Raw genomic sequence first — 23,908 nt, 5'->3', positions numbered from 1 at the left:
GTATCGTTCGTTAGGGTTGCATACAAAGTTTGTTGGGAGAGTCGAGAATGAGTGACGTCGAAGCCCGCCTCGCGGAGCTGGAGCAGAAGGTCGGCGTGTTGGAGGATATCCAGGCCATTCGCCGCCTGCACTGGGCCTACGGCTACTACATCGATTTCAACCGCCCGGACGAGGTCGCCGAGCTCTTCGCCGAGGATGGCGCAGTGGTGTTCCTCTCGGGCGAATACGTCGGTCACAAGGGCGTCAAGCGGCTCTACGGCGATTGGATCGCCGGACGATTCACCGGGGGCCGCCCGGGTCCGGTGAACGGCCTGCTTCTCGACCACTTCCAGATGCAGGACATCATCACCGTCGCGCCGGACCGGCAGACCGCCAAGGGGCGCTTCCACGGCATCCTACTCGGCGGCTGGCACGACGATTTCCAGGAAACCCGCGAGGAGATGATGCCGCAGCAGTTCCTCGAAGCGGGCATCTACGAGAACGACTACGTCCGCGAAAACGGCGTCTGGAAGATCAAGCGGCTCGACTACATGATGCAGTGGCAGGCGAATTACGAGGAAGGTTGGGCGCACACCACCGCGCACCTGCAGCCGGCGGAAAAGACCTGGCCCGAAGATCCGCTCGGCCCTGACCGGCTGCTGCCCGAAAGCGAGCACCGCAAGACCTGGCCCTATCGCCAGGACGTGCCGATGCATTTCGCGCATCCCAAGTTCGGCGCAATGCTGGCGGGCCAGGAAAAGTGAAACCTGCGGCGGGGGCGCTGCCTTGGGACATCGACTCGCCCCCCTTCGACCCCCGCGACACGAATGGCCGCGATAAGCTGACCACCCGCCAGGTGGCCGAGCGGTTCATCCAGCTGTTTTACGTCGAGGACAATCCGACCGACGCGTTCACCTGCTGGATGCACCCCGACTACATCCAGCATAACCCGAACGCCCCGACCGGACGCGACGCGACGCTGGCGATGATGCAGGCGAGCATGGCGCGTCTGCCCGACCTCAGCCACGAGGTGAAGCGCGTGGTCTGGGGCGATGCCGACCTGGTCGCGGTCCACTTCCACTTCATGCGCGAGGCGGGCACGCGCGGCTACGCCATCGTCGACCTGCTGCGCATCGAGAACGGCTACGTCGTCGAGCACTGGGACGTGATGCAGGAGGTGCCCGACCCGGCGAAGTGCAAGAACCAAAACGGAATGTTCTGATGCCCAAGCTCGAAGACGGCAGCGAATTCGGCCTCAAGGGCCACTTCAAGGAAGACTTCTCGGTGCGCACCCGCGTCGGCCTCGCCCCGCGCGCCGGCCACGTCGATCGCGGAGCCCCCTACAAACGCATCGCCACGGAAGAAGCCTGGACCTTCCCGGCTCTGGTCAAGGCGCAAGTCGACTACTTCGAGAGCGGCGATGCGCCGGGCGACGATTCGCTCAAGATGGCCGGCATGTTCAGCCGCATGCCGAGCCTGCAGGAGATGCTGCAGGACCTCGGCGATCTGCGCTTATCGCACATGGACGAATACGGCATCGACCGGCAGCTCCTGCTGCTGACCGCGCCGGGGGTGCAGGTAGTTCGGCCCGGCGAAGGCACGGCGCTGGCGCGCGAAGCCAACGACATCGCTGCCGAGGCCTGCCGCAACCATCCCGACCGGTTCAGCGCGCTGGCCGCCTTCGATCCGCGCGACGTCGCCGGTTCGGTCAGGGAGATCGACCGGGCGATGGCCACGCTCGGCCTGAGCGGCGCGGTACTCAACTCGCACTGGCAGGGCCATTACATCGACGAGCAGGATTACTGGCCGATCCTCGAGGCGATCGAGGCGAACGACGGCGCGCTCTATATCCACCCCACAGCGCCGTTCAACGCGCCGCACTACGAGACTCGCGGGTTCTTCGGTGCACTCGGCGGCTTTCCGCACGATGTCTGGCTGCACACGATGGGGCTGATCTTTTCCGGCGCCTTCGACCGCTTCCCCAAGCTGCGGCTGGTCATCGGCCACCTCGGCGAATGCATGCCGCTGCACCTCTACCGCTTCGACTGGATGCAAGGAAACGCCGACAACCGTGCAGGCCTGCGGGGCGGCCAGCCGCCGGTGAAGCTGAAGCACCCGGTCAGCTATTACTTTCATAACAACATATGGATCACCACCAGCGGCGTGGGATGGGAGCCGGCGATCAGGTTCTGCCAGGAGGTGATGGGCGCCGATCGTGTGCTCTACGCCATGGATTATCCGTACCAGCAATCCTCCGACGAGGTGGCGGCCTACGATCGCATGCAGATGAGCGCGGAGGACAAGAAATTGCTGATGGAGGACAACGCGCGGCGCGTCTTCCGCATCAAGACTTAGACCAGGGATCGAAGCGCGTGGTTCGAAGCGGCTGCATGGCGCGGCAGACCTGAGCAAAGGTCGCGGCCTGCACCGCTTGGTCGGCGAGAATCACCAGCAGGAGCGATTCCTGACAGGGCTGCACCGCCACCAGTTTGCCCGCCTCGACCATGTGGTGAGCATGCATGTCCATGAAGATCGAAATGCCCTCGCCCGCCGCAACCCGGTCCATCACCAGATCGATGAAGTGGCTGCCATATTCGTAATTGTCCTGCTTCGCGCCGGCGCGCTCGAACATCCTCTCCAACCACGGCGTAAGTTTGAATTCCTCGGCTGGAAACAGTGTCTTTAATTCGGTTATCGCCAGGCGGCCGCTTGCGAGGTCGCGGGCCACGTGGGGCGCGGCGTAGATCGAACACGATTGTTCTAGCACGACATGGCTGACCTGGTTTCGTTCCGCGGGAAGATGCAGCGAGCCGAAGACTGCAAAAGCGTCGCCGCCGCTGCCGTCGCGAGCCATCGATTGCGCAGGATCTTCGCTGACAATGAATTGGGTGTCGCGCGCCAGACCCGCCGCGACGAATTCTGCGAAGCGGGCCTTTATCACGCTGAGCAAATAGTCGCGCAAGAAGATGCGCGGCTTGTCGACCTGGCTGTTGCGCGAGCGGTTGCGGATTCGCCTGTTCATATCGACGCTCTTGCGGGCGTCCTCCAGCAACTCCTCGCCAAAGCGCGACAGGACGGCACGCCCGCCCCGCGTGCGCACGATCAGCTCAGCGCCGACATCCCGTTCGAGCGCCTTGATTTGCTTGCTTATCGATGGTTGGGAGATGCCCAGCCTGTCAGCTGCGCGTCGCATGCTGCCGGCATCGGCTACTGTGATGAAAAGCTCGAGTTGGCGAGTCGTGGGCACGGACCGACGATAGCCGAATGGTTATCACTGTGATAGCCTGTAGTGGCGTTGCTTTTCACCCTCGATGCGCCGCAAAACCGAGACTGTAAGCAATACATACGAACTAGCGGCGGAATCATACTGCTGCGGCTCAAGGGAGAGGGAATTATGGCGCGCTTTTTCAATCGACGCAGCTCGTCCGCACGAGCACTTCTTGCGCTCAGCGCATCGACGCTGGCGCTCGTGGCCCAGCCGGCCGCGGCGCAGGACGAGGCCGACAATCAGAATACAGAATCGTCCCAGCCGGCTGTGGCCGGCGGCGAAATCATCGTTACCGCCCAGTTCCGCGAACAGAACCTGCAAGACACGCCGCTGGCGATCACCGCCGTCAACGCTGCGACGATGGAGGCCAAGAGCCAGACCGATCTGGCGCAAGTCGCCGACCAGGCACCGAACGTGCAGATCAGGCCGCAAACCGCCGCCTACGGGCCTTCGGTCACGGCGTCGATCCGCGGCATCGGCCAGAACGACTTCAACCCCGCTTACGAGCCCGGCGTCGGCATCTACATCGACGACATCTACTATCCTTCGCTAACCGGGGCGATCTTCGACACGCTCGACCTCGACCGGGTCGAAATCCTGCGCGGCCCGCAGGGGACCTTGTCCGGGCGCAACTCGATCGGCGGCGCGATCAAGATGTATTCGAAAATGCCAAACGGGACCAACAGCGGGTTCGTCGAAGGGAGTTACGGCTCGCGCAACAAGATCTCGGTGCGTGCCGCTGCCGACTTCGCGCTGACCGACAAGATCTTCGCGCGCATTTCGGGCGTGGCCAAGCGGCAGGATGGCTATATCGACCAGCTCGATTTCGGCTGCGTTTATCCCGCCGGCGGTAGCGCCACGTTCGTCAACAGCGATACCGGCGTCACCATGCCGGTCAACCCGGCCGGCGGTGAGCCGGCCCGGGTCTTCAACGACAGCTGCCGCGTCGCCAAGCTCGGCGGCGTGAACTACCAGGCCGGCCGGGCGATCCTGCGCTTCGAGCCTTCGGACAAGTTCGATTTCACCATCATCGGCGATTATACCGACGACGACCGCACCGGCGCGGGCCAGGTCCTTCAGGCGACCCGTACCAAGAGCAGCCCGAACGTGGCGACGCCGAGCGGCCTGCCGTTCGACAACCGCTTCATCTGCGGCAAATGGTGCAACTTCCAGGTCGATGGCCAGGCGGCCGGAGTATTCGTGGGCGGCATCCCGGGTGCCAACGGCCTTGCACTGGCGGCGGTCGAAGACTCCAACCGCACCAAATACCGCGGGTGGGGCGTCTCGGGGCAGGCCAACCTCGAGCTGAGCGACACCGTCCAGGTGACTTCGATCACCGGCTACCGCGAGTTCGATACGCATTTCACGGCCGATGGGGACCTGTCGCCCGCCCGCACCGGCTTCGGCATCAACAACCTGTCGAACTGGAGCTTCAGCCAGGAACTGCGGGCCAACTGGGAAGCCACCGACACCGTCTTCGTGACGGTGGGCGGCTACTACTTCGAACAGGGCTCGGTGTACGATTCGATCCAGGATCTGCGCTATATCCCGCCCTATCCGCTGCAGTTCCGGCAGCCCGATCACATCAACGCCGATGCCAAGGCGGTCTTCGCGAACATCGGCTGGGAAATCGTTCCCGACCTGAACCTGAACGCCGGCGTCCGCTACACCAAGGAAACCAAAGATCAGAACTATTTCCGCTACAACCTGGATGGCACGATCAACGGCTTCCTCGATCCGGTCGGCGTGGCGTATGGCGCGGGTTACGAAGGGCCGGATACAAACGACTCCGACGGCGACGGCGACACCACCGAGATCGTCAAAGCTCTGACCGGGAGCGTCGCCAAGTACAAGGGCGACAAGGTCGACTGGCGTGTCGCGCTCGACTATCGCATCAACGAACAGTTCCTGGTTTACGCCTCCGTGGCGACGGGCTTCAAAGGGGGCGGCTCCAACCCGCGGCCCTTCAACGCCTTCCAGCTGCTGTCGTTCGACCCGGAAACGCTTACCGCTTACGAAGTCGGCGTGAAATCGGACCTCTTCGATCGCCGGCTGCGCCTGAACGTTTCGGCCTTCCAAAACGAATACAAATCGATCCAGCAGTCCGTCAGCCCCTGTCCGCTGCCGCCTGAACTTTCGGCCTACGCGACTCCGTCAGCCTGCCGGATCAACGGAGGCGATGCCCGGATCCGGGGCCTCGAAGCCGAAATGAATGCAGAGCCGGTCGACGGGCTGCGCCTCGACGGTGCGATCAGCTATCTCGATTTCAAGTACACCTACGTGGTTCCAGGTACGGGCATCCTTCCGACCGATCCGGGCACCGGCATGCCCAAGTGGAAAGCCTCGGCCGGCATCCAGTACGACATCGACTTGGCCAGCGCTGGGTCGCTGACGCCGCGCGTCGACGTCGCCTATCAGGACGAGACCTTCTCCGGCTTCGACGGAACCGGTGTGAACCGCCTCGCCCAATACCTGCCGAGTTTCACCACGGTGAACGCCCGCCTGACCTGGCGGAACGAGGAGCGGGACCTCTCGGTCGCGCTCGAGGTGACAAACCTGACCGACGAGTACTACTTCTACTCGGTCTTCGATCAGCGCAACAACAACGGCGGTCGTATCGTTGCTCCGGCCCGTCCGCGCGAGTGGGCTCTGACCGTCAAGAAGGAATTCTGACGGTTAAGCAGTCACCCGTCGAACCGAAAAGGGCGGCCCGCAGGGTCGCCCTTTTTGCATGTCCGCAACACATCGGCCAAAAATCCTAACGACCGATACAATCAGCTTGGTCAGATTCACGCGCAGGATTATCCAACGTGCAGTTCGCGGCAGGGCAACAGGGGCCGACGAACGGATCTGGGAGGATAGAAGTCATGGATCGTCAGCCAGTATTGCGCCGCGCTCTTACCGCGGGCGCGTCGCTCATCGTCATTGCCGCCGCTCAGCCTGCATTCGCGCAGGATGATAACGCTGCAGAGACTACGAACACGAGCGGCGCCAACGCGGCATCAGGCAACGAGATCATCGTAACCGCGCAGTTCCGCGAACAGAACCTGCAGGACACACCGCTGGCGATCACCGCCGTGAATTCCGAGACGATGGAAGCCAAGAGCCAGACCAACCTGGTGCAAGTGGCCGACAGCGCGCCCAACGTCACGCTGAAGCCGCAGGGCGCATCGTTCGGCCCTTCGATCAGCGCCTCCATCCGCGGCATCGGCCAGGCCGACTTCAACCCGGCCTACGAGCCCGGCGTCGGCATCTACATCGACGACGTATACTATCCGCAGCTGATCGGTGCGGTGTTCGATCTCCTCGACCTCGACCGGGTCGAGATCCTCCGCGGCCCGCAGGGCACGCTTTCCGGACGCAATTCCGAAGGTGGCTCGATCAAGATGTTCACCAAGAAACCGACCGGCTCGGGCGAAGGCTATGTCGAAGCCACCTATGGCAGCCGCAATCGCATCGGTCTGCGCGCCGGGATCGACTTCCCGATCACTCAGGACATTTCCGCTCGAGTTTCGGGCGTGTTCAAGCAGCAGGAAGGCTACGTCGACCAGCTCGATTTCGGCTGCGTGTTTCCGGCCGGCGGCAGCGCCACGTTTACCGACAACGACGGCAACACCAGGCTGGTCAACCCGGCGGGCGGCATTCCGCGCCTTCAGCCGGAAGGCGACTGCCGCGTCGCCAAGCTCGGCGGCGTCGGTTATCAGGCGGTCCGCGGCGCGCTGCGCTACAACCCCACCTCCGACATCGATATTAACCTGACGGCCGAGTATACGCACGACGAGCACACCGCGACCGGCGAAGTTCTGATCGCCACCGACCTGATTAACAACGCCAACACCAACATCGGCGGCGTACCCTACGACAACCGCTTCATCTGCGGGAAGTTCTGCTCGTTCTCGGGCTATTCCTCGCCGGCGATCACCTATTACGGCGTGGCGGTGCCGGGCTTCCCCACTTCGGGCGAACCGCTCCTCGCCACCCAGCGCAGCAACCGCAGCCTTTACAAGGGCTACAACCTGGCCGCGAACGGCCACTTCGGGCTCACCGACCGACTGAGCATCGACAACATCCTCGCCTACCAGAGCTGGATCTCCGACTTCGGCGTCGATGACGACATTTCGCCGATTCCGCTGTCGGGCGGTTCCAATCACCTGACGCACTGGAACTGGAGCGAGGAACTGCGGCTCAACGCCGAGCTGACCGATACCGCGACGCTTGTCGTGGGCGCATACTACTTCAAGCAGCGCACGGACTACTTCTCGTATCAGGACCTGCGCTACATCAACACCACCAACGGGACTTACACGACGCCGGGCCTTGGTGTGTTCCCGCTGCAGTTCATTCAGCCGGACGAAACCCCGGCGGAAAGCAAGGCAGGCTTTGCCAACGTCAGTTGGGAGATCGTTCCGGGCCTGACCTTCGATGGCGGCCTGCGCTACACCGACGAGAGCAAGGAATACCACTACTACCGCCTCTATCCGGACGGTACGATCAATCCCTATCTCGATCCGGTCGGCGCGGCCAACGGGGCGGGAACACCGGGCGCGCTGACCGGCGCAGTAGCGACTTACAACGGCAACCGCTGGGATTACCGGGCTGCGCTCAACTACCGGATCAACGATGCGCTAATGGTCTATGCCTCATATTCGACCGGTTTCAAGGGAGGCGGCACCAACCCGCGGCCGTTCTACGCAAGTCAGGTCATCAGTTTCGACCCCGAAGTGCTGAAGAACTGGGAAGCCGGCTTCAAGTCCGATCTGTGGGACCGGCGCCTGCGGTTCAATCTCACGGGCTTCTACGGCAAGCTGACCAACGCGCAGATCGGCACCTCGGTCTGTCCCGACGGCTCGACGCCGTGCGCCGCGCTGGTCAACGGCGGCAACGCCCGCGAATGGGGCGTGGAGGCCGAGACGAGCATCCGGCCCGTCGAAGGTTTCTCGATTGACGGTTCGATCAGCTACATCAACTTCAAGTACACCAGCCTGATTGCCGGTTCGACGACTGCCCTGACCGATCCCCGGGCCGGCCTGCCCGAGTGGAAGTGGACCATCGGCGCGCAGTATGAGATCCCGCTCGACACCATCGGCTCGATCACCCCGCGCATCGACGTCAGCTACCAGGACAAGGTCTATACCGGCGCCAAGTACCTCGGCGATCCGCAGTACATTCCGGCCTACACGATCGCCAATGCGCGGATCACCTGGCGCAACGAGGATCGGGACCTGTCGGCTTCGCTTGAGGTGACCAACCTGTTCGACAAGTACTACTACCTCACGGTTTTCGACCTGCGCGCTGCCGGAGCCGGGCTCGACAAGGCCCAGCCAGGGCGGCCGCGCGAGTGGGCGGTGACGGTCAAGAAGAACTTCTGACCGTTTCGGCTTCTTGAACGTGAAAGGGCGGCCTCGCGGGGTCGCCCTTTTCCGTTTCCGGTTGATCAGGCCGCGAGGCGCTTCCACTGGTCGATGACCGCCGGGTGGATCTGGCCGAAGAAACCGATCTGCGCGCGGCGTCCTTTGCAGGCCAGCACGCGGCCGTTGATTTCGACGCTGTCAGCGATCTTCAGGTGAAGGAATTCGCAATCCTCGCCCCATTCGCAGTCCGCTTCGCACGAACAGCCCTCGGGCGTGATGTCGGAAATGGCGATAGGGAAGGACCGCGCATCGAGAGCGCACAGCGCGCCGATTTGGGTGCTTCCTCTGACAGATTTGCGTGCAGACATCAGGCCCTCCGCGTCGATTGAAGCCGCAGACTAGCCAGAGCGGGTTAACGGGCCGTGGGTGTCTCGTTAATTATCACGCCACCTCTGAAGGGCACGTCGAGAGTGGTGCGGGTGGCGGCGCGCCAGAGCCATTCGAGCGGACCGTAGCGATAGTGCCGCAGCCACCAGTTTGCCGCCACCACCTGCAGAAGGAAGAAGGCCAAGCCGAGTAGCACGATGCCAGCGTTCGAGAAATCGTCGTAGAGCCCGGCGCCGAAGCCATAGAGCAGCGGCACGGCGACCAGGGACTGGCCGACATAGAGCGTCAGCGTCAGGCGCCCCGGTGAGGCGAGAGGCGCCAGGACGCGGCGCACAGGGGTATGCCAGAGCAGGACGAACGCCGCGACTTGCGCAGCCATCGCGGCCAGCGCGCGCCACTGGTCGAGAAGCCACACCACCGCCTGCTGCTGCATCGGCGCCCCTCCCTCGCCCGGCCCCGGCGGGAGCAGCGCCGGTGTAAGGAGAACGACCAGCAACCACAGCACGGTTGCAGCGGCGAGAATCGCCGCCCAGGTCGCCGGTCTGGCAGCGGCGAACAAGCCCCCGCGCTGGAGCACCATGCCGACCAGGAACAGACCGGCAATTTCCATGATCCGCCCGGTGGCGAGATAGAACGACCACTTGCCATGCATGCCCGGTCCCGCATTGGCAGCGATCACGTCCGCCAGCGATCCGTCGGCGAGCCGCTGAAGGCTGGGATCAGCGAAGAAGAAAGGCATTGCGGTCGCCCACGCCGCGCCCGATCCGGCGGCCCAGGCCTGCACGAGCAAGGGGACCTGCAGGAAAGCCAGCATCGCGCCAGCCAGCAGCCAGCGGTTCGACGTGACTCGGTCGAACGGGATCATCACCAGCCCGACAAGGGCGAGAACCTGCAGGATGTCGCCGCGGTAGACCAGCGCGTGCACGGTCCCGATCGCCAGAAGCAAGACGAGCCGCCACGCGAAGCGGAGAGTGAAATCCCCGCCCCGCGCGCGCTCGTTGGCCATGATGGTGGCAAAGCTGAAACCGAACAGCAGCGCAAAGATGGCAAACGCTTTACCGGCGAACAGAGCCAATATCGTATCGACCCAGGCGTCGGGACGTGGGTCGAGCCAGTAGAGCTCGAACCGTTCGAAGCTATGCACCAGCAGCAGCCCGAGCAGGGCATAGCCGCGCAGTGCGTCAACCAGGTCGATCCGTCGTGCGGCCAATCCTCACCCTCCCGGCGAAGATTAGGCCATTACCTTGCCCCACACCTCTTCGGCAACATCGACGCACAGGCGGATCTTGTCGGCCTGTTGTTCGGTGGTGATGTCGTTGCCGTGCACGGTGCTGGCGAAACCGCATTGCGGACTGAGCGCAAGCTGGTCGATGTCGGCGAACTTCGCCGCCTCTTCGATCCGCCGCATGATTTCGTCGCGGGTCTCGAGGTCACCGAGCTTGGTCGAGACCAGACCGAGCACCACGGTCTTGCCCTTGGGCAGGAAGCGCAGCGGGGCAAAGTCGCCCGAGCGAGCGTCGTCGTATTCGAGGAAGAAGGCGTCGATGTCGCACTCGGCGAACATCACCTCGGCAACGGGATCGTAACCGCCTTCGGCCGCCCAACTCGAGCGGAAATTGCCGCGGCACAGGTGCATGGTCTTGATCATGTCGGCGGGCGCATCGCGAAAGCTGGCGTTGATCAACTTGGCATAGTCATGGGTGATCGCGTCGGGATCCATGCCGCGGTTTTCCGCATCGGTCCGGTGGCCGGTGTCGCAGAGGTAGGCGAGATTCGTGTCGTCGAACTGGATATAGCGGCAACCGGCGTCCGCCAGGTCGGCCACTTCGGCGCGGTAGGCCGCGGCGACATCGGCATAGAAGTCTTCCATCTCCGGATAGACGTCTTCGGGAATCCCTGCCCGCCCGGCGCGGAAGTGCAGCATCGTCGGACTGGGGATCGCCACCTTGGGGGTTTCGGTGACGTGCCGCGCGAGGAACTCGTAGTCGGCGCGTTGGATCGGCTTCACATGCTCAACTTTACCAGTGATGACGATCTTGGGCGGGGCGAACTCGACGTCGACGCCCTTGTCGTTCTTGAACGCCTTCTTGATGCCGCCAGTCTCTTCGACGCCGGCCAATTGCAGCAGGAAATCGGTGTGGAAGAACATGCGGCGAAATTCGCCGTCGGTGATCGCCTTGAGGCCCAGCGCTTCCTGCCACTTGGCCAGCTCGGCGATGGCTTCGTCCTCGACGGCGCGAAGCTCCTCGTAGGAAATGTTCTCGGCGGCGCGGTGCTGGCGGGCCTCGATGACGGACTTGGGGCGCAAGAAGGAGCCGACGTGGTCGGCGCGCGAAGGCAGCTTGGTGCTCATGGGTATCCTGTCAGACCAGAGTTTTACGTGGGGCCAGAGTCATGGCGCGGGCTCGCGCTCGGCTGACGGTTGGGCCAGAGTCGTGGCGCGGGCTCGCGCTCTGCTGACGCACGACAAATAGGACATTTGCGCACCCACTTGCAAGAGTTACCTTCGCAGGTGCGGCGAAGCTTGACCGGACTCGCGCGCGTTTTGTAAGCGATGCTTACAATAACGGCCGTGATTATCTGGCCGTGCGGAGAGGACATGGCTGACGTAACGCTCTATCACTGGGAGCCGAACGCAAACTCGGGCAAGCCGATGCTGGCACTTGCCGAAAAGGGTGTCGAATTCGACAGCCATTACATCGATATGCTGAAATTCGACCAGCACCAGCCGGAATACCTCGCGGTCAACCCGCAAGGAACGATCCCGGCGATGCTCCATGGCGAGAAGGTGCTGACCGAAAGCACCGCGATCATGGAATACGTCAACGATGCGTTCGCCGGCCCGGCGCTGATGCCGAACGAACCGCAAGACCGCTGGCGCGTGCGCTGGTGGATGAAGTTCATGGACCAATGGCTTGGCCCGAGCTTCTCCATGATCGGCTGGTGCACGTTCATCGGCCCCGCGCTGGCGCACAAGTCGGAAGCCGAGCGGGAGGCGATGATTGCGCGCATCCCGCTGCCCGAACGGCGTGCCGCCTGGCGCAAGGCGATGTTCGCCGAATTCAGCGAGAGCGAGCTGGCCGAAAGCCGCCGCCGCATCGCCCAGGGCGTCGAGATGCTCGAAGAGGAACTGGGCAAGCGCGAATACGTCGCCAGCAACCAGTATTCGCTGGCTGACATCAACATCTTCAATTCGACCTACATGCTGCCGGTCGGCAATCCCGACCTTTGCGGGCCGGAGATCACGCCCAATATCTGGCGCTGGCTGAAGGCAGTTTACGCCCGCCCGGCCGTGAAACGAACCTGGGCAATGGGTAGCGGACGCTTCACCGACCGGTTCAACGAGATCATGGAGGATCTCGGGTGATGACCGAGCAGACGCCGGAGGCAATTCTCTATCACGGCGAGCCCAACGGGCCCTCGCTGTCGGTGCTCGCGGCGCTGGCGGAGAGCGGTCTCGATATCGAATGCCGCCCCATAGATCTGCTGGCTGGAGAACGCCACGCATTGCCGGGAATCTCCGACGGCGTCGCGATGGAATATGCCGTCGAGGGCGAAGGACCCGTTCTGGTCGCCGGCGGCGAGGCGATGAGCGAGGCGGTGTTTCTGGCGCAGTACTTCGACGAAGCAGTGTGCGGGTGCGGGCTCCAACCGGCCGATCCCTACAAGCGCTGGCAGATGCTTATGTGGTGCCGCCAGGCGATCGAGCGTCTCTCCCCCGCTGTGGCCTATCTCGGCAACCTTGCCTATTCGCAGCATCCGCTGGCCGAGCTCGACAAGCCCGCTTTCGACGCGCTGCTGGCCGCGATCGCGAGCGAAGACCTGCGCCAGCGCTGGCAGGATTTGCACGACGACCGCGTCGACGCCGCCAAGGTCGAAGATAGCAAGACCAAGGTGACGCAGTTCGCCGAGCGAGTCGAAATGCAGCTGTCGGACGGGCGCCCCTGGCTGATGGAAGATTTCTCCATCGCCGATCTCGAGACGTTTGCCTGGCTGCGCCCGATGCGCGACCTCGAAGCCGCTGCGTTCGCCGGAAAGAATCGCTGCATCGCGTGGATGGATCGCGTCGAAGCGCGGCCGAGCGTGCAGTCGGCGCTGGCGCGCGCTACAACGGAACATCCCGAGCGCAAATTTGCGCCGGGGCCGGAGATCAATCGTTGGGGTTGAGAGCCTTTTTGGGAGTGGACGGGCAATGAAGAAGTGGAGCTTCGCTGCGGCCGCGGTGCTGTCGATGTTTGCAGCCGCTTGCGATGCGGGCATTGCCGGCGGCGGCGCCTCGTCGGACGCGCCGACCGAAGGCGTGACCGACGCCATGATCGCAGCCGCGGACGGAAACGAATGGCTGACCTACGGCCGCGATTATGCCGAGCAGCGCTTCAGCCCGCTGACCCAGATCACCGCCGACAACGTCGGCGATCTCGGCCTCGCCTGGTTCGCCGACCTCGACACCGCGCGCGGGCAGGAAGCCACCCCGCTGATGCACGACGGCGTGCTCTACATCACCACCGCCTGGTCCAAGGTCATGGCCTTCGACGCGAAGACCGGCGCGGTGAAGTGGACGTACGATCCAGAAGTGCCGCGCTCGACCCTTCCGGTGGCCTGCTGCGACGCGGTCAACCGCGGCGTCGCGCTATATGGCGACAAGGTTTACGTCGCGACGCTCGACGGAGACCTCGTCGCGCTCAATCAGGCCGACGGCACCGTTGCCTGGCGCAAGCAGGTCGTGCCGGACAAGGACAATTACACCATCACCGGCGCCCCGCGCGTGGCGCATGGCAAGGTCTTCATCGGCAGCGGCGGTGCGGAATACAAGGCGCGCGGCTTCATCGCCGCCTACGACTGGAAGACCGGCGAGGAGGCCTGGCGTTTCCACACCGTGCCCGGCGACCCGGCGAAGGGGTTCGAGAACGACGCCATGAAAAAGGCGGCCGACACCTGGAGCGGAAAGTGGTGGGAGCTCGGCGGCGGCGGCACCGTGTGGGACGCCATCACCTACGACCCGGTCAACAACCTCGTGCTGTTCGGTACGGGCAATGCCGAGCCGTGGAACCCGGGCGCGAACGGCCGGCTCGGCACCGGCGAAACGGCCGAGGACAACCTCTACACCAGCTCGATCGTGGCGGTGGATGCCGATACCGGCGCATACAAATGGCACTTCCAGGAAACCCCGGAAGATCGCTGGGATTACGATTCCGACGCGCAGATCATGCTTGCCGACCTCACTATAGACGGCCAGCAGCGGCACGTGGCGCTGCACGCGCCCAAGAACGGCTATTTCTACGTGCTCGACGCAGCAAGCGGCAAGTTCATCGACGCCAAGGCCTGGACCGCCATGAACTGGTCGACCGGTATCGACCCGAAGACCGGCCGCCCGACGATCAATCCCGAGGCGCGGTACGAGAAGACGGGCAAGCTGTGGGTCAACCTGCCAGGAGCCGGCGGCGCGCACTCTTGGCAACCGATGAGCTACAGTCCCCAGACCGGGCTCACCTACATCCCGGCCAACCTTGCCGCCTTCCCGTTCATGGCGAAAAAGGACTTCAAGCCGAGCGCCATCGGCTTCCAGCACGCGATCGATGCCGCAGCGACCGCGATGCCGGCCGACCCGGCGTTCCGCCAGATGAACATCGACGCCACCAAGGGCGCGCTCGTCGCGTGGGACCCGGTGGCGCAGAAGGAGGCTTGGCGTGTGTCCTACAAGGGGCCGTGGAACGGCGGCACGCTGGCGACCGCCGGCGGCCTCGTGTTCCAGGGCACGGCGACCGAGCAATTCAACGCCTATGGCGCCAAGGACGGCAAGAAGCTGTGGTCGTTCCCGACCCAGAGCGGGGTCATCGCCGCGCCGATGACTTATGCCATCGACGGCGAGCAGCACGTTGCGGTTCTGGCCGGTTGGGGCGGCGTGTGGGATATCGCCCCGGGCATCCTCAGCTCGGTAAACGGGCCGCCGCGCAACATCAGCCGCCTGTTGGTCTTCAAACTCGGCGGAACCGCCAAACTGCCTGAGGCGCCGAAGTTCCCCAAGCGGATACTGGATCCGCCCCCGGTAACCGGCAGCGAAGCGCAGATCGCCCACGGTGCGGACGTCTACGGGCGCTATTGCGGCGTCTGCCACGGCGATGCCGCTGTCGCCGGGGCGCTCAATCCCGACCTGCGCTATTCGGCGACGCTCAACAGTCCGGACGCGGTGAAGGCCATCGTCATCGACGGCGCGCTGCACGACAACGGCATGGTCTCGTTCAAGGCCGCGCTGACGGCCGAGGATGCCGAGGCCGTGCGGCAATATCTGATCAAGCGCGCCAACGAAGACAAGGCACTCGAAAAGCAGGGCGGCAAGAGTTCCTGAGGCGGGCTGTTTGCATGGTCAAAAAGCCCCATTCTTGCTAGTAAACGACCAAACCGGATTCGAATTTCACGAGAGGACGACCAGTCATGAACGAAGTGACCACCATCGACCGCACGCAGCGGGAATATTCAGATGCCGTCAAGAAGCTGCTGGGCCGCAAGCCCCAGCTCTACATCAACGGCGAATGGGTCGACAGCTCGGGCGACAAGACTATCGACGTCGAGGATCCGTCATCGGGCAAGGTCATCGCCAGCTTCGTCGAAGCCACTGACAAGGACATCGACCGCGCAGTCGCCGCCGCTCGCACCGCGTTCGACGACCGCCGCTGGCGCGACCTTCCGCCGGTCGTGCGCGAGAAGACAATGCACAAGATCGCCGATTTGATCGAGGCCCACGCCGACGAGCTGGCCGAACTCGAAGCGATCGACGTCGGCAAGCCGAAAGGCATGGCCGCAGTGGTCGACGTGCCCGGCGCCGCCGCGCATTTCCGCTACATGGCCGGCTGGGCCGGCAAGATCGGGGGCGAAACACAGGCTCCCTACTCGATGCCCGGCGGCACGATGTTCGCCTACACGCTCAAGGAGCCGGTTGGCGTCTGCGCGCAGATCGTGCCGTGGAACTTCCCGCTGCTGATGGCGTGCCTCAAGATCGCCCCGGCGCTCGCCGCGGGCTGCACCACGGTCCTCAAGCCGGCCGAGCAAACCAGCCTCACCGCGCTGCGCCTCGCCGACCTGATCGACGAGGCGGGCGTGCCCGCCGGCGTGGTCAACATCGTCACCGGCTATGGCCACACCGCGGGCGACCGCATGGTCAAGCACCCCGACGTCGACAAGGTCGCCTTCACAGGTTCGACCGAGATCGGCAAGCTGATCAACCGCAATGCGACCGACACGCTCAAGCATGTCACGCTCGAACTCGGCGGCAAGAGCCCGGTCGTGGTCATGCCGGACGTCGACGTGGCGGAGGCTGCACCGGGCGTGAGCCAGGCGATCTTCTTCAATTCGGGTCAGGTCTGCGTCGCCGGCTCGCGGCTCTATGCTCACAAGTCGGTGTTCGACAAGGTCGTCGAAGGCATGGCCGAGACCGCGCCGTTCTGGGCCCCGCGCCCCTCGCTCGACCCCGAAGGACACATGGGCCCGCTCGTTTCGAAGGAGCAGCATGAGCGCGTGCTCGGCTACATCGAGGCCGGCAAGCGCGACGGCGCCTCAGTGCTGATGGGCGGCGACGTGCCGAGCAACGACGGCGGCTACTACGTCAACCCGACGATCCTCACCGACGTGAACCCGCAGATGAGCGTGGTGCGCGAAGAGATTTTCGGGCCCGTCGTCGTGGCGCAGCGCTTCGAAGACCTCGACGAAGTGGTCAAGGAAGCCAACGACACCAACTACGGCCTCGCCGCGGGAGTCTGGACCAAGGATGCTTCGGCTGCCGTGCGCATCGCCAGCCGCCTCCAGGCCGGCACCGTGTGGGTCAACTGCCACGCGATGATCGACCCGGCGCTGCCGTTCGGCGGCTACAAGGAAAGCGGCATCGGCCACGAACAGGGCCGCCTCGGCCTCGAGGCCTATCTCGAGACCAAGTCGGTACTGATGAAGCTGTAAGCCGCGCATGAAATGGGGTGGGACGGGTGCCCACCCCGCTTTCGTCATGCTGAACTTGTTTCAGCATCCATTCCGCCGCACGTCCGAAGGCTGCGGGCAAGGCGCAATGAACCCTGGGACGAGTTCGGGGTGACGGCCTTCTGGAACGCAAGGAACCACTTTTGCCCATCGATCTTTCCAAAATCCGCGCCATCGACGTGCACGTTCACGCCGAGGTTTCGTGCCACGATCCCGAAGACCCGGTGATGGGCAAGTTCTTCGATGCCGCCAGCGCCTATTTCAAGGCGCCGCGCGAGCGGCCGAAGATGCCCGAAATCATCGAGCTCTACCGGGAAACGAACATCGCTTTCTGCATGTTCACTGTCGATGCGGAGAGCGGCATGGGCGCCAAGCGGGTCAGCAACTACGAGGTCGCCGAACTCGCCAACAAGAACGACGACATCTGCATCCCCTTCGCCAGCATCGATCCACACAAGGGCAAGTACGGCGCCCGCGAGGCGCGCGACCTGGTCGAGAACCACGGCGTCAAGGGCTTCAAGTTCCACGGCATTGCGCAGAATGCCCACCCGGCCGACCGCATGGCCTACCCGATCTACGAGGTGATCAACGAGTACGAGCTGCCGGTGATCTTCCACACCGGGCACTCGGGCATGGGCACCGGGATGCGCGGCGGAGGCGGCATGCGGCTCAAATACGGCGAGCCGATGCTGATCGACGACGTCGCGGTCGATTTCCCCGACATGAAGATCATTCTCGCCCACCCGAGCTGGCCCTGGGTCGACCAGAGCCTCAGCATGGCGCTGCACAAGGACAACGTGTTCATCGACCTGTCAGGCTGGAGCCCGAAGTACTTCCCCAAACAGGTCATCACCTACGCCAACACTCAGCTCAAGCATAAGATGCTGTTCGGCAGCGACTTCCCGCTGATCCACCCCGACAAGTGGATCAAGGCGGCGCAGGACGTGGGCTTCCGCGACGAGGTCATGCCGGGTATCATGAAGGACAACGCGGCCAAGGTGCTGGGCCTGGCGTGAGCGATCCGGACGACATCCGCAACTTCCTGCGGCTGTCGAACCGCGTCACCACCTCGGGCAAATTCAGCGCCGGCGATCCCGTGCGGCTCGCGGCCATGGGTGCGCGGCACGTCATCAATCTGGCCATGCCCGATCACCCCGAAGCTCTCCCCGACGCAGAGCGGGCGATGGCCGAGGCCGAGCTGCGCTACACGGCCATTCCCATCCCGTTCGATGCGCCGCGCGAACAGCACTATGCTTCCTTTCGGGATGCGCTCGACCGGGAGGACGGGCCGGTCTACGTCCATTGCATCATGAACTGGCGCGTGTCGGCCTTCTTCTACCGGTACAACCGAGAAAACGGGATGCCGGAGGCAGAGGCCCGCGCGCTCCTGCAAAGGATTTGGGATCCCGAGAATTTCGACTATCCAAACGCAGACAAATGGGCCGCGATTGCCAAGGGAGAGGCAAGTGACTGATTTTAACGGCATGCATGTTGCCGTCACCGGTGCATCGACCGGGCTCGGGCTCGAAACCGCTAAACTTCTGGCCTCGCGCGGTGCGAACGTGTCGATGATCGCGCGACGCCAGGAGGTGCTCGACCAGGAAGCGGGCTCGATCGGCGATCGCGCCAAGGGTTTCGCCGCCGATGTCGGCGAGAAGGCCCAGCTCGAAGCCGCGCTCGATGCGGCTGCCGCGCACTTCGGGCCGATCGAGGGCCTGTTCGCCAATGCCGGGCTGACCGGCGGCTTCACCCCGTTCACCGCGTTCGATCCCGACGAGTTCGAGAAGACGCTGAAGGTCAATCTCACCTCGGTCTTCTGGGCGATCCAGAAGGTCCTGCCGCCGATGATCGAGGCCAAGAAAGGGGTCATCCTCGTCACCGGCAGCATGGCCAGCAAGCGCGGCATGGCGATGAACCCGGCCTACGTTTCTTCGAAGCATGGGCTGCTCGGCTTGAGCCGCGCCGTGGCGGTCGAGATGGCACCCTACAACGTGCGCTGTAACTGCGTGATCCCCGGCTTCATCGTCACCGAGGCGATGGACCGCATCCCCGAGCACCAGAAAGGGCTGATCGAACAGCGCGTGCCGATGAACCGCATGGGCACTCCCCACGAGCTGGCCGAAGTCGCGGCCTTCCTGCTCAGCGACGCGGCCAGCCATGTTACAGGGCAGGACTGGGCGGTCGACGGCGGTGTCCTCGAAAGCCTGGAGGTCTGACGGTGGCTCTGAAATACTACCACGCCGAACCGATGGCGAATTCGCTCAAGTCGATGATTCCGCTCAAGGAAAAAGGCCTCGAATACGAGAGCGTCTACGTCGACCTGCACAAGTTCGAGCAGCATTCCGACTGGTTCGTGGCGATCAATCCCGAAGGCCAGGTGCCGGTGCTCGATCACGACGGGACGATCGTCACCCATACCACGGTGATCAACGAGTACCTCGAAGACGCCTTTCCCGACGCCCAGCCGGACAGCGGCCCGCTCCGCCCGGCGACGCCGGTCGGCGCAGCGCGGATGCGCTACTGGAACAAGTTCGTCGACGAGCACGTGATGAACTACGTCTCGATGCACGGTTGGCACCGGCTGATCCGGGTGATCGCCGGCAGCATAGAGGACGGCAAGTTCGAGGAACTCATGAGCCACGTGCCGCTGCCGGACCAGCGCAAGAAGTGGATGACCGCGCGCTCGGGCTTCGAGCAGAAGGACCTGGACTATGCGCTCGAGAAGATCGGCTACGCGCTGGACAAAGTCGAAGCCCAACTGGGCAAGACCGCCTATCTCGCCGGCGATAGCTACGGCCTCGCCGATATCAATTTTTACGCCCACTGCGGGCTGAGCGTTAACCGCATGTTCCCCCAGTTCGAGGTCGACGGCAACTATCCCAACCTGGTGCGCTGGCGCGAGGCGATCAGCGACCGTCCGGCGGTGCGGGCCGCGCTGGCGAGCGAGGATCGCACCCAGCCGGGTTTGAGAACCTGGAGCGGCGACGGCCGCGAGCACAGCTAACGCAAGTCGGCACGAGCAAGGAGAGAAACAATGCGCGCATGGATGCTTCCCGCCGGTTCCGACGGCTTCGACAAGCTCTACATGGTCGACGACCTGCCCGATCCCGAGCCCGGCCCTGGCGAGGTCCTGATTGCGCCGAAGGCTTGGTCGATCAACTACCGCGACTTCGCCGTGGCCAGTGGCAAGTATTTTGGCGGCGTGCTGCAAAAGCCCACTATCCCCCTCAGCGACGGCGCAGGCGAGGTTCTCGCGGTTGGCGAGGGCGTCACCAAGTTCAAGCCCGGCGACCGCGTAGCCGGGGCCTTCTTCACCGACTGGCAGGACGGTCCGCCCAAGATGTCCATGGCGCTAGGCGACGGGATGGGTCCAGGCATGCTGGCCGAGAAGGTCGTGCTGCCCGAAACCGGCGTGGTCCATCTCGCCAAGTCGCTGGACTATAAACAGGCTGCCTGCCTGCCCTGCGCCGGCGTGACCGCGTGGAACGCGCTGTTCTGTGGGCACAAGACAAAGCCCGGCGACAAGGTGCTGGTGCTCGGCTCGGGCGGCGTCTCGATGCTGGCGCTGCAGCTCGCCAAGGCGGCCGGCGCCGAGGTGATCGCCACCTCGAGTTCCGACGACAAGCTGGTCGAGGTCACGGCGCTCGGCGCCGACCATACGGTCAACTACGAGACCACGCCCGAGTGGGGTCCTTACGTGAAGGAAAAATTCGGCGGTGCGGACCACGTGGTCGAGGTCGGCGGCACCGGCACGCTCGGCCAGTCGATGGCCGCGCTTGCCCCCGGCGGGGAGATCGCCATGATCGGCGTGCTCACCCAGGGCGATCCGCCCGACCCGCGCGGCCTGATGATGACCGGCGGCAGCTTGCGCGGCATCTTCGTCGGCAATGTCGCCATGGCGAACGATCTCAACGCCTTCATCGACCGGCACTCGATCAAGCCGGCGATCGGCAAGGTCTTCGCCTTCGAGGATGCCGACAAGGCCTACGCCCATGCCTGGGGATCGGACAGCTTCGCCAAGACGGTGATTGCGCTATAAGGGGCCGGAGAGGAGGCCAGAGCCATGTGGGAAGTCCGCGTCACGCCGTGCGGGGAATTCGACAACGCCCCGTTCGAATCGAGCCATTTCGAGACCCGTCCTCTGACCAGCGCCATGGGCGCCGAAGTCGTCGGCGTGCGCCTGCCGGACTTGTCGGACGAAGGCCTCGAGGACTTCAAGCAGGCGCTCTACCACCACAAGATGCTCTACTTGCGTGGGCAGGACCTCTCCCACGCCGAGCATGAGGGCTTCGCCGCTCGGCTCGGCCCCTTCGCGGTCGATGCCTATACGCAGGGCGTCCCGGGCCACCGCGAGGTTCACCCGATCATCAAGGAAGCCGACACCCGGGCGGCATCGCTGTTCGGCGGCGGCTGGCACACCGACAGCCCCTTCCTCGCCGAACCGCCTGCGGTGACCTTCCTGCGCTGCGTCGAATGCCCGCCCTACGGCGGCGACACGAGCTGGGCCAATTGCGCCCTCGCGCTGCGTCACCTGTCCGAGACCTACCGCGAGATGATCCGCCCACTGAAGGTGTGGATGAGCGCGGTGAACAACTTCGCCACGCAGGAAAAGCTGCTCGGCAAGGCGATCCAGTTCGCCGACAAGGAACGTCACGAGGAAGGCATCCGAGGTCACATTCACCCGCTGGTCAAGCGCCATCCGGAGACGGGCGAAGAATCGCTCAACATCTGCGATACCTATGCCGCAGGCATCGAAGGCATGACCACGCACGAGGCCAAGCCGCTGCTCGACTTCCTCGTCCAGCACGCGACTCAGCACGCCTTCACCTGCCGCCTGCGCTGGGAGCCGGGCATGGTCGCCATGTGGGACAACCGCTGCACCATGCACCTCGGCCCCAACGATTACGACGGCTATCGCCGCGAGATGTACCGCACCACCACGGCGCGCACATCGCAGGTGAAGGAAAGCGTCGCGGCCTGAGCCCCATGGCGACCCGCGAGATGATTACCGACCCGCAGGACTTCTTCGACAAGGGCTGCGGGCGGTGCGACCGGTTCGACACAGCCGAGTGCTCGACGAAGCGCTGGCACGCCGGATTGATTGCTCTGCGCAAGATCTGCCTCGATGCGGGACTCGAGGAAACCGCCAAGTGGGGCCACCCGTGCTACATGCGCGGCGATCGCAATATCGCGCTGATCAGCGCCTTTCGCGAGGATTTCCGCCTGACCTTCATGAATGCCGCGCTGCTCGAGGACCCCGAAGGCCTGCTCGAGAAGAACGGCCCGAACACGCAGCACGCCAGCGTGATCCGCTTCACCGCCGACGATCAGGTCGCGAAACTCGAGCCGACCGTCCGCGCCTATCTGGAAGAGGCGATCGGCTATGCGGACAGGCGCGTGAAGCCCAAGAAGGAAATCGCCGAGTTCGAACTGCCGGAGGAGCTGGTCGATGCACTCGACGCCGATCCGGAGCTGGCCGAAGCGTTCGAGGATCTCACACCCGGACGGCAGCGCAGCTACGTCATCAACCTCAACGGAGCCAAGCAATCGAGCACCCGCCTGGCCAGGATTGCGAAGTTCCGCGACAAGATCATCGCCGGTAAAGGGGCACAGGAGTACTGAGCGGCACTCGTAATTTGCCATGCGGTAGTCCAAGAGGCCGCGAACCCGCCGTCCCCCCTCACCGGAAGTCCCCGCGTGCCCGACCCCAGTTTCGACGTAATCGTCCTTGGCGCGGGCGCCGCCGGCCTGATGTGTGCGGCCGAGGCGGGCAAGCGCGGAAGGCGGGTGCTGGTGATCGAGCGCGCCGAGAAGCCGGGGAAGAAGATACTCATTTCTGGCGGCGGGCGTTGCAACTTCACCAACATACATGCTGCGCCCGAACGGTTTATCTCGGCCAACCCCCATTTCGCCAAGTCAGCGCTGAACCGCTACACCCCGCACGACTTCCTCGCGCTGGTCGAGGCGCGCGGCATCGCGTGGCACGAAAAAACCCTCGGCCAGCTGTTCTGCGACGGATCCGCGCGGCAAATCGTCGACCTGCTGCTGGACGAATGTGCCAAGGCCGGCGTCGTCATCGCCTGCGGAGCGGACATCGCCCGTGTCGGACATGCCGGTGGCCGCTTCACCGTCGCAACCGCTAGCCAAACGTTCGAGGCCGCTTCGCTGGTGATCGCCACCGGCGGCCCCTCGATCCCCAAGATGGGCGCCACCGGATACGCCTACGCCCTGGCGCGCCAGTTCGGCCTCAAGGTGGTCGAGCCGCGCCCGGCGCTGGTGCCTTTGACGCTGGGCGGAGAGCACGTGCTGTTCCGCGAATTGTCGGGCGTGGCGACACCTGTCGAGGCGCGCTGCGGCTCAGCGGCCTTCCGCGAGGCGGCCCTGTTCACCCATCGCGGGCTCTCGGGCCCGGCGATCCTGCAGGTCTCGTCCTACTGGCGCCCCGGCACACCCGTGGGCATCGATTTCCTGCCGGACGAGCCCCCTGGCTGGCTGGTCGCTGCCAAGCAGGTCAATCCGCGGGCAACGCTGCGCAGCGTCCTGCGCTTCGCGTTGCCCCAGCGCCTCGGCGACGCTCTGGCCGACCGGCTCGCGATCGAAGGCGCGTTGGCCAATGCCACCGACGCCGCGCTGGCGGGCGCCGAGGCGCGCCTGGCCGACTGGCACTTCATGCCCAACGGAACCGAGGGCTTCGCGAAGGCCGAAGTTACCGTCGGCGGCATAAGCACTGCCGAACTCTCCTCAAAGACCATGGAAGCCCGCCGTGTGCCAGGCCTGTACGCGATCGGTGAAGCGGTCGATGTCACCGGCTGGCTCGGAGGCTACAATTTCCAATGGGCCTGGGCCAGCGGCTGGGCAGCCGGCCAGGCGGTCTGACCTGCAATCACGCTCACAGCGGTGACGTCGGTCGGCAATTGCCGTATCGCCGCGATTTTGAAATAACTCCGACAATAGGGGA

The 23,908-nt window shown here is 64.3% G+C and carries 21 protein-coding genes; 17 read left to right on the top strand and 4 right to left on the bottom strand.

What is annotated here, in order from left to right; genetic code table 11:
* Positions 1 to 47: 47 nt before the first annotated feature.
* The 3 genes from Q7I88_RS05170 to Q7I88_RS05160 are packed head-to-tail and all read left to right on the top strand — an operon-like array spanning position 48 to position 2,334.
* Positions 48 to 743, top strand: a complete 696-nt coding sequence (locus Q7I88_RS05170) for a nuclear transport factor 2 family protein (protein ID WP_305097972.1) — start codon at positions 48 to 50, stop codon at positions 741 to 743.
* Positions 740 to 1,201: a nuclear transport factor 2 family protein gene (locus Q7I88_RS05165; RefSeq protein ID WP_305097971.1), complete on the top strand. Its 462-nt coding sequence runs from the start codon at positions 740 to 742 to the stop codon at positions 1,199 to 1,201. Before Q7I88_RS05170 ends, Q7I88_RS05165 begins: the two co-directional genes overlap by 4 nt.
* Entirely contained in the window at positions 1,201 to 2,334 is a 1,134-nt protein-coding gene (locus Q7I88_RS05160) for an amidohydrolase family protein (RefSeq protein WP_305097970.1), read from the top strand. Before Q7I88_RS05165 ends, Q7I88_RS05160 begins: the two co-directional genes overlap by 1 nt.
* Here the strand turns inward: Q7I88_RS05160 and Q7I88_RS05155 are convergent.
* Positions 2,324 to 3,226, bottom strand: a complete 903-nt coding sequence (locus tag Q7I88_RS05155) for a LysR family transcriptional regulator (protein WP_305097969.1) — start codon at positions 3,224 to 3,226, stop codon at positions 2,324 to 2,326. The genes Q7I88_RS05160 and Q7I88_RS05155 overlap by 11 nt on opposite strands.
* Positions 3,227 to 3,373: 147 nt before the next feature.
* On the opposite strand from Q7I88_RS05155, the gene Q7I88_RS05150 reads away from it, so the two are divergent.
* Complete coding sequence (locus Q7I88_RS05150) at positions 3,374 to 5,920, top strand: TonB-dependent receptor (RefSeq protein WP_305097968.1); 2,547 nt, start codon at positions 3,374 to 3,376, stop codon at positions 5,918 to 5,920.
* Between the two features lie 194 nt (positions 5,921 to 6,114).
* Positions 6,115 to 8,616, top strand: coding sequence for a TonB-dependent receptor (locus Q7I88_RS05145; protein WP_305097967.1), 2,502 nt, complete (start codon positions 6,115 to 6,117; stop codon positions 8,614 to 8,616).
* 65 nt (positions 8,617 to 8,681) lie between these two features.
* Here Q7I88_RS05145 and Q7I88_RS05140 read toward each other — a convergent pair whose 3' ends face one another.
* From Q7I88_RS05140 to Q7I88_RS05130, 3 genes are read right to left on the bottom strand one after another with little or no spacing between them, the layout of a single operon-like run.
* The gene (locus Q7I88_RS05140; RefSeq protein ID WP_305097966.1) at positions 8,682 to 8,966 is read right to left on the bottom strand and encodes a hypothetical protein; all 285 of its coding nucleotides are present in this window, start codon (positions 8,964 to 8,966) and stop codon (positions 8,682 to 8,684) included.
* Positions 8,967 to 9,010: 44 nt separating this feature from the next.
* Positions 9,011 to 10,195: a DUF418 domain-containing protein gene (locus Q7I88_RS05135; protein WP_305097965.1), complete on the bottom strand. Its 1,185-nt coding sequence runs from the start codon at positions 10,193 to 10,195 to the stop codon at positions 9,011 to 9,013.
* Between the two features lie 21 nt (positions 10,196 to 10,216).
* On the bottom strand, positions 10,217 to 11,338 hold the full coding sequence (locus tag Q7I88_RS05130) for a 5-methyltetrahydropteroyltriglutamate--homocysteine S-methyltransferase (protein ID WP_305097964.1): 1,122 nt from the start codon (positions 11,336 to 11,338) through the stop codon (positions 10,217 to 10,219).
* 246 nt (positions 11,339 to 11,584) lie between these two features.
* On the opposite strand from Q7I88_RS05130, the gene Q7I88_RS05125 reads away from it, so the two are divergent.
* The 12 genes from Q7I88_RS05125 (at position 11,585) to Q7I88_RS05070 (ending at position 23,826) form a co-directional block, all read left to right on the top strand.
* Positions 11,585 to 12,352: a glutathione S-transferase family protein gene (locus Q7I88_RS05125; protein WP_305097963.1), complete on the top strand. Its 768-nt coding sequence runs from the start codon at positions 11,585 to 11,587 to the stop codon at positions 12,350 to 12,352.
* Entirely contained in the window at positions 12,352 to 13,152 is an 801-nt protein-coding gene (locus Q7I88_RS05120; RefSeq protein WP_305097962.1) for a glutathione S-transferase family protein, read from the top strand. Before Q7I88_RS05125 ends, Q7I88_RS05120 begins: the two co-directional genes overlap by 1 nt.
* A 25-nt stretch (positions 13,153 to 13,177) precedes the next feature.
* Positions 13,178 to 15,331 carry a PQQ-dependent dehydrogenase, methanol/ethanol family gene (locus Q7I88_RS05115; protein WP_305097961.1) on the top strand — a complete coding sequence of 718 codons (2,154 nt, stop codon included), beginning with the start codon at positions 13,178 to 13,180 and terminating at the stop codon, positions 15,329 to 15,331.
* A gap of 86 nt (positions 15,332 to 15,417) precedes the next feature.
* Complete coding sequence (locus Q7I88_RS05110) at positions 15,418 to 16,932, top strand: aldehyde dehydrogenase family protein (RefSeq protein WP_305097960.1); 1,515 nt, start codon at positions 15,418 to 15,420, stop codon at positions 16,930 to 16,932.
* A gap of 161 nt (positions 16,933 to 17,093) precedes the next feature.
* On the top strand, positions 17,094 to 17,966 hold the full coding sequence (locus tag Q7I88_RS05105) for an amidohydrolase family protein (protein WP_305097959.1): 873 nt from the start codon (positions 17,094 to 17,096) through the stop codon (positions 17,964 to 17,966).
* Entirely contained in the window at positions 17,963 to 18,424 is a 462-nt protein-coding gene (locus tag Q7I88_RS05100; protein WP_305097958.1) for a protein-tyrosine phosphatase family protein, read from the top strand. Before Q7I88_RS05105 ends, Q7I88_RS05100 begins: the two co-directional genes overlap by 4 nt.
* Positions 18,417 to 19,166: an SDR family NAD(P)-dependent oxidoreductase gene (locus Q7I88_RS05095; RefSeq protein ID WP_305097957.1), complete on the top strand. Its 750-nt coding sequence runs from the start codon at positions 18,417 to 18,419 to the stop codon at positions 19,164 to 19,166. The genes Q7I88_RS05100 and Q7I88_RS05095 overlap by 8 nt, the downstream gene beginning before the upstream one ends.
* Positions 19,167 to 19,168: 2 nt before the next feature.
* Entirely contained in the window at positions 19,169 to 19,954 is a 786-nt protein-coding gene (locus tag Q7I88_RS05090) for a glutathione S-transferase family protein (RefSeq protein WP_305097956.1), read from the top strand.
* A 30-nt stretch (positions 19,955 to 19,984) separates the two neighbouring features.
* A complete protein-coding gene (locus Q7I88_RS05085; protein ID WP_305097955.1) occupies positions 19,985 to 20,989 on the top strand; it encodes a zinc-dependent alcohol dehydrogenase family protein in 1,005 nt (334 codons plus the stop codon).
* A gap of 24 nt (positions 20,990 to 21,013) precedes the next feature.
* A complete protein-coding gene (locus Q7I88_RS05080; protein ID WP_305097954.1) occupies positions 21,014 to 21,931 on the top strand; it encodes a TauD/TfdA dioxygenase family protein in 918 nt (305 codons plus the stop codon).
* Between the two features lie 5 nt (positions 21,932 to 21,936).
* Positions 21,937 to 22,572, top strand: a complete 636-nt coding sequence (locus Q7I88_RS05075) for a YdeI/OmpD-associated family protein (protein WP_305097953.1) — start codon at positions 21,937 to 21,939, stop codon at positions 22,570 to 22,572.
* A 75-nt stretch (positions 22,573 to 22,647) separates the two neighbouring features.
* The gene (locus Q7I88_RS05070; RefSeq protein WP_305097952.1) at positions 22,648 to 23,826 is read left to right on the top strand and encodes a BaiN/RdsA family NAD(P)/FAD-dependent oxidoreductase; all 1,179 of its coding nucleotides are present in this window, start codon (positions 22,648 to 22,650) and stop codon (positions 23,824 to 23,826) included.
* Positions 23,827 to 23,908: the final 82 nt, after the last annotated feature.

The organism is Croceibacterium aestuarii (assembly GCF_030657335.1).
GTDB lineage: Bacteria > Pseudomonadota > Alphaproteobacteria > Sphingomonadales > Sphingomonadaceae > Croceibacterium_B > Croceibacterium_B aestuarii.
The sequence above is the reverse complement of the archived record's forward strand: the minus strand, read 5'-3'. Positions and strand labels throughout refer to the sequence as shown.

Bases quoted from the DNA above. Each gene is read 5' to 3' on its own strand.
- Q7I88_RS05170 (WP_305097972.1), top strand. From the start codon at position 48: ATGAGTGACGTCGAAGCCCGCCTCGCGGAGCTGGAGCAGAAGGTCGGC.
- Q7I88_RS05160 (WP_305097970.1), top strand. From the start codon at position 1,201: ATGCCCAAGCTCGAAGACGGCAGCGAATTCGGCCTCAAGGGCCACTTC.
- Q7I88_RS05150 (WP_305097968.1), top strand. From the start codon at position 3,374: ATGGCGCGCTTTTTCAATCGACGCAGCTCGTCCGCACGAGCACTTCTT.
- Q7I88_RS05145 (WP_305097967.1), top strand. From the start codon at position 6,115: ATGGATCGTCAGCCAGTATTGCGCCGCGCTCTTACCGCGGGCGCGTCG.
- Q7I88_RS05140 (WP_305097966.1), bottom strand. From the start codon at position 8,966: ATGTCTGCACGCAAATCTGTCAGAGGAAGCACCCAAATCGGCGCGCTG.
- Q7I88_RS05130 (WP_305097964.1), bottom strand. From the start codon at position 11,338: ATGAGCACCAAGCTGCCTTCGCGCGCCGACCACGTCGGCTCCTTCTTG.
- Q7I88_RS05125 (WP_305097963.1), top strand. From the start codon at position 11,585: ATGGCTGACGTAACGCTCTATCACTGGGAGCCGAACGCAAACTCGGGC.
- Q7I88_RS05120 (WP_305097962.1), top strand. From the start codon at position 12,352: ATGACCGAGCAGACGCCGGAGGCAATTCTCTATCACGGCGAGCCCAAC.
- Q7I88_RS05115 (WP_305097961.1), top strand. From the start codon at position 13,178: ATGAAGAAGTGGAGCTTCGCTGCGGCCGCGGTGCTGTCGATGTTTGCA.
- Q7I88_RS05110 (WP_305097960.1), top strand. From the start codon at position 15,418: ATGAACGAAGTGACCACCATCGACCGCACGCAGCGGGAATATTCAGAT.
- Q7I88_RS05085 (WP_305097955.1), top strand. From the start codon at position 19,985: ATGCGCGCATGGATGCTTCCCGCCGGTTCCGACGGCTTCGACAAGCTC.
- Q7I88_RS05080 (WP_305097954.1), top strand. From the start codon at position 21,014: ATGTGGGAAGTCCGCGTCACGCCGTGCGGGGAATTCGACAACGCCCCG.
- Q7I88_RS05075 (WP_305097953.1), top strand. From the start codon at position 21,937: ATGGCGACCCGCGAGATGATTACCGACCCGCAGGACTTCTTCGACAAG.